General features: G+C 68.6%; 8 protein-coding genes. 6 read left to right on the plus strand and 2 right to left on the minus strand.

Annotated elements, in window-relative coordinates:
- Positions 1-360 (plus strand): COX15/CtaA family protein (locus VHK87_RS15310; protein ID WP_329635756.1); only part of this gene is annotated, 360 nt, incomplete at its 5' end.
- Here VHK87_RS15310 and VHK87_RS15315 read toward each other — a convergent pair.
- Positions 357-1,769 (minus strand): alkaline phosphatase PhoX, encoded by a 1,413-nt coding sequence (locus tag VHK87_RS15315; protein ID WP_329635757.1) that lies wholly within the window; start codon positions 1,767-1,769, stop codon positions 357-359. The genes VHK87_RS15310 and VHK87_RS15315 overlap by 4 nt on opposite strands.
- 227 nt (positions 1,770-1,996) lie before the next feature.
- Between VHK87_RS15315 and rplM the strand changes: the two genes are divergently transcribed.
- From rplM to VHK87_RS15340, 5 genes are all read left to right on the plus strand, one after another.
- Entirely contained in the window at positions 1,997-2,470 is a 474-nt protein-coding gene (gene rplM / locus VHK87_RS15320; RefSeq protein WP_329635758.1) for a 50S ribosomal protein L13, read from the plus strand.
- Between the two features lie 6 nt (positions 2,471-2,476).
- Complete coding sequence (gene rpsI, locus VHK87_RS15325; RefSeq protein WP_329635759.1) at positions 2,477-2,950, plus strand: 30S ribosomal protein S9; 474 nt, start codon at positions 2,477-2,479, stop codon at positions 2,948-2,950.
- A 109-nt stretch (positions 2,951-3,059) separates the two neighbouring features.
- Entirely contained in the window at positions 3,060-4,037 is a 978-nt protein-coding gene (argC, locus tag VHK87_RS15330) for an N-acetyl-gamma-glutamyl-phosphate reductase (protein ID WP_329635760.1), read from the plus strand.
- A gap of 68 nt (positions 4,038-4,105) precedes the next feature.
- Positions 4,106-4,585, plus strand: a complete 480-nt coding sequence (gene msrB, locus VHK87_RS15335; RefSeq protein ID WP_329635761.1) for a peptide-methionine (R)-S-oxide reductase MsrB — start codon at positions 4,106-4,108, stop codon at positions 4,583-4,585.
- A 101-nt stretch (positions 4,586-4,686) separates the two neighbouring features.
- Positions 4,687-5,928 (plus strand): CAP domain-containing protein, encoded by a 1,242-nt coding sequence (locus VHK87_RS15340; RefSeq protein WP_329635762.1) that lies wholly within the window; start codon positions 4,687-4,689, stop codon positions 5,926-5,928.
- 9 nt (positions 5,929-5,937) lie between these two features.
- Here the strand turns inward: VHK87_RS15340 and VHK87_RS15345 are convergent.
- Positions 5,938-6,948 (minus strand): alpha/beta fold hydrolase (locus VHK87_RS15345; RefSeq protein WP_329635763.1); only part of this gene is annotated, 1,011 nt, incomplete at its 5' end.

The following is a 6,948-nucleotide window of genomic DNA, read 5'->3' on the forward strand; positions in this document are numbered from 1 at the left end:
TACAACGACTGGCCGCTGATGAACGGGCGGGTGGTCCCGGGCGACTACTTCGGCGGGGACCTCTGGGCGACCATCGCCCACAATCAGGGCGCCGTGCAGCTGCACCACAGGATCGGCGGCTACGTCCTGTTCATCGCCGCCCTGCTGATGGCCTGGCGGGCGGTGCGCACCCACTACCTGTCGGCGGAGGCCAAGCAGCTGGCGCTGGGGCTGGCTGCAGCCGTCGTGTTGCAGGCGGCGCTCGGCGTGGTCACGCTGATGATGGTCGCCCCGCTGGGCCTGGCGCTGGCCCACCAGCTGATGGCTGCGCTGGTCCTGGCTCTCGCGGTCGGGTTCGCCTGGCGGGTACGGCGGGTCTAGGCGCGGAAGCTACCCCAGGGGCCGGTGATGGCCAGGGTGATGCCCGGCCAGTAGATGTTGACGAAGCAGGTGGAGCCGTCCGGCGAGAAGCAGACGCCGGCCAGCTCGGCGTTGCCTTCGAAGACGTTGCGGCCGACCGTGTAGACCTTCCCCTCGGGCGTCAGAGCCTTCAGGTGGTTGCGGTCGGTGTCGGAATATCGGTCTTCGCAGGCGAAGATGTGCCCCCAGGGCGCGATCGCCAGATTGTCGGCGAAGTCGAGCACCTTGTCGTCGCTGGGTTCAACGAACAGGTGCAGCCGGCCCGGCTCGTCCGTCTCGCCCGGCTGACCCTCGTGCGGGCTCGGCACGTAGCGCAGGATCTGGCCGTTTTGGGTCGGGCCGGACGAGGTGCAGGTGAAGTAGACCGCATCGTGTCCGAAGAAGACCCCTTCGCCCCGGCCGACGAAGGCCGCGCCGGCCTTCTGGCCGCGCAGGCGCAGGTCGCCGTGCGGGTTGTCCGGGCCTTCGAGATCGATCCAGACCGCTTCCTTCGCCTCGCCGGGCCGCCAGGTGACCGGCTGGCCCTTGAAGTTGCGCACGTCGCAGCCCTGCGGCGACTCGCGCAGGCCCAGCGCCTGCAGCCGCCCGCCGGCCTCCAGCCGCCGACGGTCGTTCGGCAGGAAGCGGTAGAAGAGGCCCAGGTGATCGAAGCTGTCCTCGGTGAGGTAGACGACGCCGGTGCGAGGGTCGATGGCCGCCGCCTCGTGCTGGAAGCGGCCGAGGTCGGTGAGGGGCTTGGCCTCCACCAGGCCGCGCGCGCGGGCCGGCACCTCGAACACCCAGCCGTGGTTCTTGCCGACGCCGGTCCCGGCCAGCTGGACGTTCTCTTCGCAGGACAGCCACGAGCCCCAGGGCGTCGCGCCGCCGGCGCAGTTCACCGCCGTGCCCACCAGGCTGAGGTGCTGGCTGACGCGCCGGCGCCGGGCGACGTCGTAGACGATGGTCGTCACACCCCCGGGGAGGGGGAGGCCGTCCGCGTCGAGGTCGAACGCCTTGGACCTGTCGATCCGGTCGATCTGCCGCCGGCCGAGGCCTGCGGGACCGAAGTTGATGTCGGTCGCCTTCAGCTCGTGATTGCGCACCAGCGCCACGCGCGAGCCGCCCAGCGGCAGGCAGGCCATGCCGTCCGCCTTGTGCGGAACGTAGAGGCCGTCGTCCATGGTCTCGCCAGCCTGCGAAACCACCTGGTAGGAGAAGCCCTCCGGCAGGTCGAAGATGCCGTTCGGGTCCTTCTTCAGGGGCCCGTAGCCGAACACCTCGTTGCGGTAGGTGTCTTCGGCCGCGGCCTGGGCGCCGGCCCGCAGCGCATAACCTGCGAAAGCGGCGCTGACGGCGGCGCCGGCGATGAATCCTCGACGGGACGTGGGCATGGGGTCTCAGTAGTCGGCGGCCTGGAGCGTGTCACCTGAGCCAAAGCACGGGGAAATGACGGCCGGATGACGCGGTATGATAATACCACAACTATTTTCCCTTGCAGATTCAAAGCGCGAGCGGGAAGTTGCGCGCGCAGTGTTGACAGGCGGCGGCGCGGTGCGTAATGCCGCGCGCTCATGTCACGGCGGGCCTCCGCCGCCCCAGCATTCGGACCTTAAGACCCATGATGAAGACGACGGCTTCCCTGAAGCCTGCCGACGTCGAGAAGAAGTGGATCGTGATCGACGCGGAGAACGCCGTTGTCGGCCGCCTCGCCGCTTTCATCGCCAACCGCCTTCGCGGCAAGCACCGCCCCGACTACACCCCGCACGTGGATTGCGGCGACATGGTCGTCGTCGTCAACGCCGACAAGGTGAAGTTCACCGGCAAGAAGCTGACCGACAAGGTCTACTACTGGCACACCGGCTATCCGGGCGGGATCAAGGAGCGGACCGCGGGTAAGATCCTCGGCGGCCGCTTCCCGGAGCGGATCCTGGAGAAGGCCGTGGAGCGCATGCTGCCCAAGGAGAGCCCGCTGGCTCGCAAGCAGCTGACCCACCTTCGCATCTACACGGGCGCTGAGCATCCGCACGCCGCCCAGAACCCCGAGACCATCGCGTTCGCCGACCTGAACGCCAAGAACGTGCGGAGCGCGTAAGGCCCCATGAGCGAGACCCAAGGCTTCGAGGCTCTCCAGAGCCTCTCCTCGAACCCCGACGCCGCCCCGGCCCGTGAGCCGGTGCGCGACCAGTTCGGCCGCAGCTACGCCACCGGCAAGCGCAAGAACGCCATCGCCCGGGTGTGGATCAAGCCGGGCAAGGGCCAGATCACCATCAACGGCCGCGACCAGGAGATCTACTTCGCCCGCCCCGTGCTGCGGATGATGATCGCCCAGCCGCTGCAGATCGCCGACCGCCTCGGCCAGTTCGACGTCGAAGTGACCGTCACCGGCTCGGGCCTCTCGGGCCAGGCCGGCGCCGTGCGCCACGGCCTCGCCAAGGCGCTCACCTACTACGAGCCCGGCCTGCGGGCCGTGCTGAAGCCGCACGGCTTCCTGACCCGCGACCCGCGGGTCGTGGAGCGGAAGAAGTACGGCAAGGCTAAGGCCCGACGCAGCTTCCAGTTCTCGAAGCGCTGACGCGCGCGAGACATCGCGTGTCGGAAAGGGCGCTTCGGGAGACCGGAGCGCCCTTTCTCTGTTTTGGCTGACTGGAAGCCGCCCTACATGCGGGCGGGAGGATCCCCGAATGACCCACACGGTTTTCATCGACGGCGAGGCCGGCACCACGGGCCTGCAGATCCGCGACCGGCTCGGCGCGCGCGCCGACCTGGAGATCCTCTCCATCGATCCCGAGAAGCGGAAGGACCCGCAGGCGCGGGCCGAGCTGCTGAACGCGGCCGACCTCGTCGTGCTGTGCCTGCCGGACGAGGCCTCCCGCGAGGCGGTGTCGATGATCAGCTCCAACTCAGTGAAGGTGATCGACGCGTCGACCGCCTTCCGGACGGCGCCGGGCTGGACCTACGGCTTCCCCGAGAAGAGCCGCACGCAGCGGGACGAGATCCGGGGCGCCACGCGCGTCGCCAACCCCGGCTGCTGGCCGACCGGCTTCATCGGCCTGGTGCGGCCGCTGGTGGAGGCGGGCCTGCTGCCGAAGGACTACCCGCTGACGGCCCACGGCGTCTCTGGCTACACCGGCGGCGGCAAGGGGCTGATCGCCGAGATGGAAGGCGACCCGTCGTCCGGTACGCGCGACGCGCACCGGATCTACGGCCTGACGCTGGCCCATAAGCACCTGCCCGAGATGTTGGCCAATACCGGCATCGCCGCCCCGCCGGTGTTCGCGCCGGCCGTCGGCCGCTACGCACAGGGCATGATCGTCGAGGTCCCGCTGCACCTGTCGCTGCTGCCCGGGCGGCCGGGCGCTGCTGAGCTGCACGCCGCCCTTGCGGCCGCGTACGAAGGCGAGCGGTTCGTGGAGGTGGCGAGCCTCGAAGAGTGCGGCGCCTTGCAGAAGGACAGGGCAGGGGCGGCCGGCTACGTCCCCCGGCTCGACCCTGAGGCGCTGAACGGCACCAACCGGATGCGCCTGTTCGTGTTCGCCAACGAGGACGCCGGCCAGGCGCGGCTGGTGGCCCTGCTCGACAATCTCGGCAAGGGGGCCTCCGGCGCAGCTGTGCAGAACCTCAACCTGATGCTCGGGCTCGACGAGGGCGAGGGGCTCTAGCGCCCTCCCGGTGGCGGATCGACGGGAGTAAAGTGCGTCCAAAGGCTCTTGCCGGACGTACAGACGCCATGACCCTCGACCGACGCTCCTTCCTCATCGCCTCCGCCGCCCTGGCGGCGCCGGGCGCGGCGCTGGCCGCGGCCGACCCGTACGCAACATCGCCGTTCCGCAAGATCTCCGACGCAGAATGGAAGAAGCGGCTCTCGCCGACCGCCTATCGCGTGCTGCGCCGCGAGGACACCGAACGGGCGGGAACCAGCCTGCTGGACAAGGAGAAGCGGCGGGGGACCTACGCCTGCGCCGGCTGCGGCCTGGCGCTGTTCAAGTCGGATTGGAAGTTCGAGTCCGGCACCGGCTGGCCGAGCTTCCACACTGTGATCAAAGGCGCGGTCGGGGTGAAGATGGACTACAAGATCGGCGTCCCCCGCAAGGAATACCACTGCGCCCGCTGCCTCGGGCACCAGGGCCACGTCTTCCCCGACGGCCCACGGCCCACGGGGCTGCGCTACTGCAACAATGGTGTGGCGCTGAGGTTCGTGGCGACCTGAGCGCCGCGCCAACTGGTCGCAGCAAGAGCCTGATTTCCGGCCTAATTCAGCCGGCCTGGCCGCCTACTTAAGGGGACCTTCCAGCGAGAGACGGTCCCCGCATGTCCCAGCCCGACGCTTTCGAGCAGTACATGCTCGAGCTGATCAACGCCGAACGCGCCAAGGCCGGAGCGCAGCCCCTGGCCTTTGACTTCGATCTCAACGAGAGCGCCGAGCTGCACAGCCGGTGGATGATCGACAGCGACACCTTCTCCCACACCGGTGCGAACGGCTCGACGGCCACGCAGCGGATGCAGACGGCAGGCTACCAGCTGACCGGCTCCTGGAGCACCGGCGAGAACATCGGCTGGGCCAGCCTGCGCGGCGATCCCGGGTACAAGGACGAGGTGGAGCTGCTCCACGCCAATCTGATGAACTCGTCCGGCCACCGGGCGAACATCCTCAACGTCAATTTCCGGGAGATCGGGGTTGGCTTCGAGGTGGGCGAGTACCAGGGTTGGCAGGGCGCCTTCGTCACTCAGAACTTCGCCAAGAGCGGGACCTCCGCGTTCCTGACCGGCGTGGCGTTCGACGACCAGGATGGCGACCGCTTCTACGATCCCGGCGAGGGCCTAGCCGGCCTGACCGTCACCGCCACCAGCCTTTCGGGCGCGAAGTACGTGGGCGCCACCTATGACTCTGGCGGCTATGACCTGGCCCTGCCGGCGGGGACGTACTCGGTGAGTTTCACCGGGGCCTACACCGCGCCCGCCCAGACCGTGACGATCGGCTCGTCTAACGTGAAGCTCGATCTCATCGACCCGACCGTGGGCAGCGGCACGGTGACGCCTCCGCCGCCGCAAGCCCAGCCGATCGTCGGCACGAGTTCGGGCGAGGCCTTGACCGGAACCGCCGGGGCGGACACCCTGCAGGGCCTCGGCGGCTCGGACCGGTTGCGCGGCGAAGCGGGCGCGGACAAACTCGAGGGCGGCACGGGCAACGACACCCTGCACGGAGGCTCCGGCGCCGACCTGCTGCTGGGCGGCTCCGGCTACGACCGGTTCGTCTTCGATGCGCCGCTGGCCGCCGCCGAGGTGGACCAGATCGCCGACTTCTCGAGCGTCTACGACACGATCCAGCTGGAGAATGCGGTGTTCACCGCACTCAACAGTACCGGCCAGCTCGCGTCGTCCGCCTTCTGGAAGGGGACGGGCGCGCACGACGCCACCGACCGGATCATCTACAACTCGGCGACCGGCGAGGTGATCTACGATCCGGACGGCACGGGCGCCGCCCCGGGCCAAGTCTTCGCCAAGCTCGCCACCGGCCTGTCGGTGAGCTACGCGGACTTCGTCGTGACCTAGACGACGAGCCTACGACTTCACCTTCACATAGCTGCCCGGCGCGTCCTCGATCGGCGTGAAGCGGCCGTTGGCGGGGTCGCGGGCGGCGATCAGCTCGCCGGAGCGGGCCTTCAGCCATTCGGCCCAGTGCGGCCACCAGGAGCCGGCGCTTTCGCCGGCGGCGCCCTGCCAGTCCTCGAGGCGGTCGGGCAGGTGGTCCAAGGTCCAGTGCTGGTACTTCTTGGCCACCGGGGCGTTGACCACCCCGGCGATGTGGCCGGAGCCAGCCAGGGTGAAGGTGACGGGCCCGCCGAACAGCTTGGCGCCCTTGAAGACGCTCCTCGCCGGGGCGATGTGGTCTTCCTTGGAGGACTGGACGTAGATCGGCGTCTTCACCTTGGAGAGGTCGAGCTTAACGCCCGCCAGCTCCAACTCGCCCTTGGCCAGGGCGTTCTCGCCGTAGAACTTGCGCAGGTAGAACATGTGCAGGGCCTTGGGCATCCGCGTCTGGTCGGAGTTCCAGAACAGGAGGTCGAAGGCCCGGGGCTCCTTGCCCAAGAGGTAGTTGTTCACGAAGAACGACCAGATCAGGTCGTTGGCGCGCAGGGCGTTGAAGGTGTCGGCCATGGTCTGGCCGGAGAGCACGCCGCCCTCGGCGTCCATCTTCCGCTCCAGATCCTTCAGCCAGTCCTCGTTGGTGAAGATCAGCAGGTCCCCGGCCTCGGAGAAGTCCTGCTGGGCGGCGAAGAAGGTGGCGGAGTTGACCTTCTCGTAGCCGACCGTGGCCATGTGGGCGAGGGCGCAGGAGAGCAGGGTGCCGCCGATGCAGTAGCCGACGGTGTTGACCTTCTCCACGTCGCACTGGCGGCAGACCGCCTCGACCGCGGTGTAGATCCCCTCGAACATGTAGTTCTCGAAGGTCTTCTCGGCCATCCGCTGGTCCGGGTTCACCCAGGACACCACGAAGACCGTGAACCCCTGGTCCGTCAGCCAGCGGATCATCGAGTTCTCGGGCCGCAGGTCCAGGATGTAGAATTTGTT

This window comes from Phenylobacterium sp. (genome assembly GCF_036263695.1).
Taxonomy (GTDB): Bacteria; Pseudomonadota; Alphaproteobacteria; order Caulobacterales; family Caulobacteraceae; genus Phenylobacterium.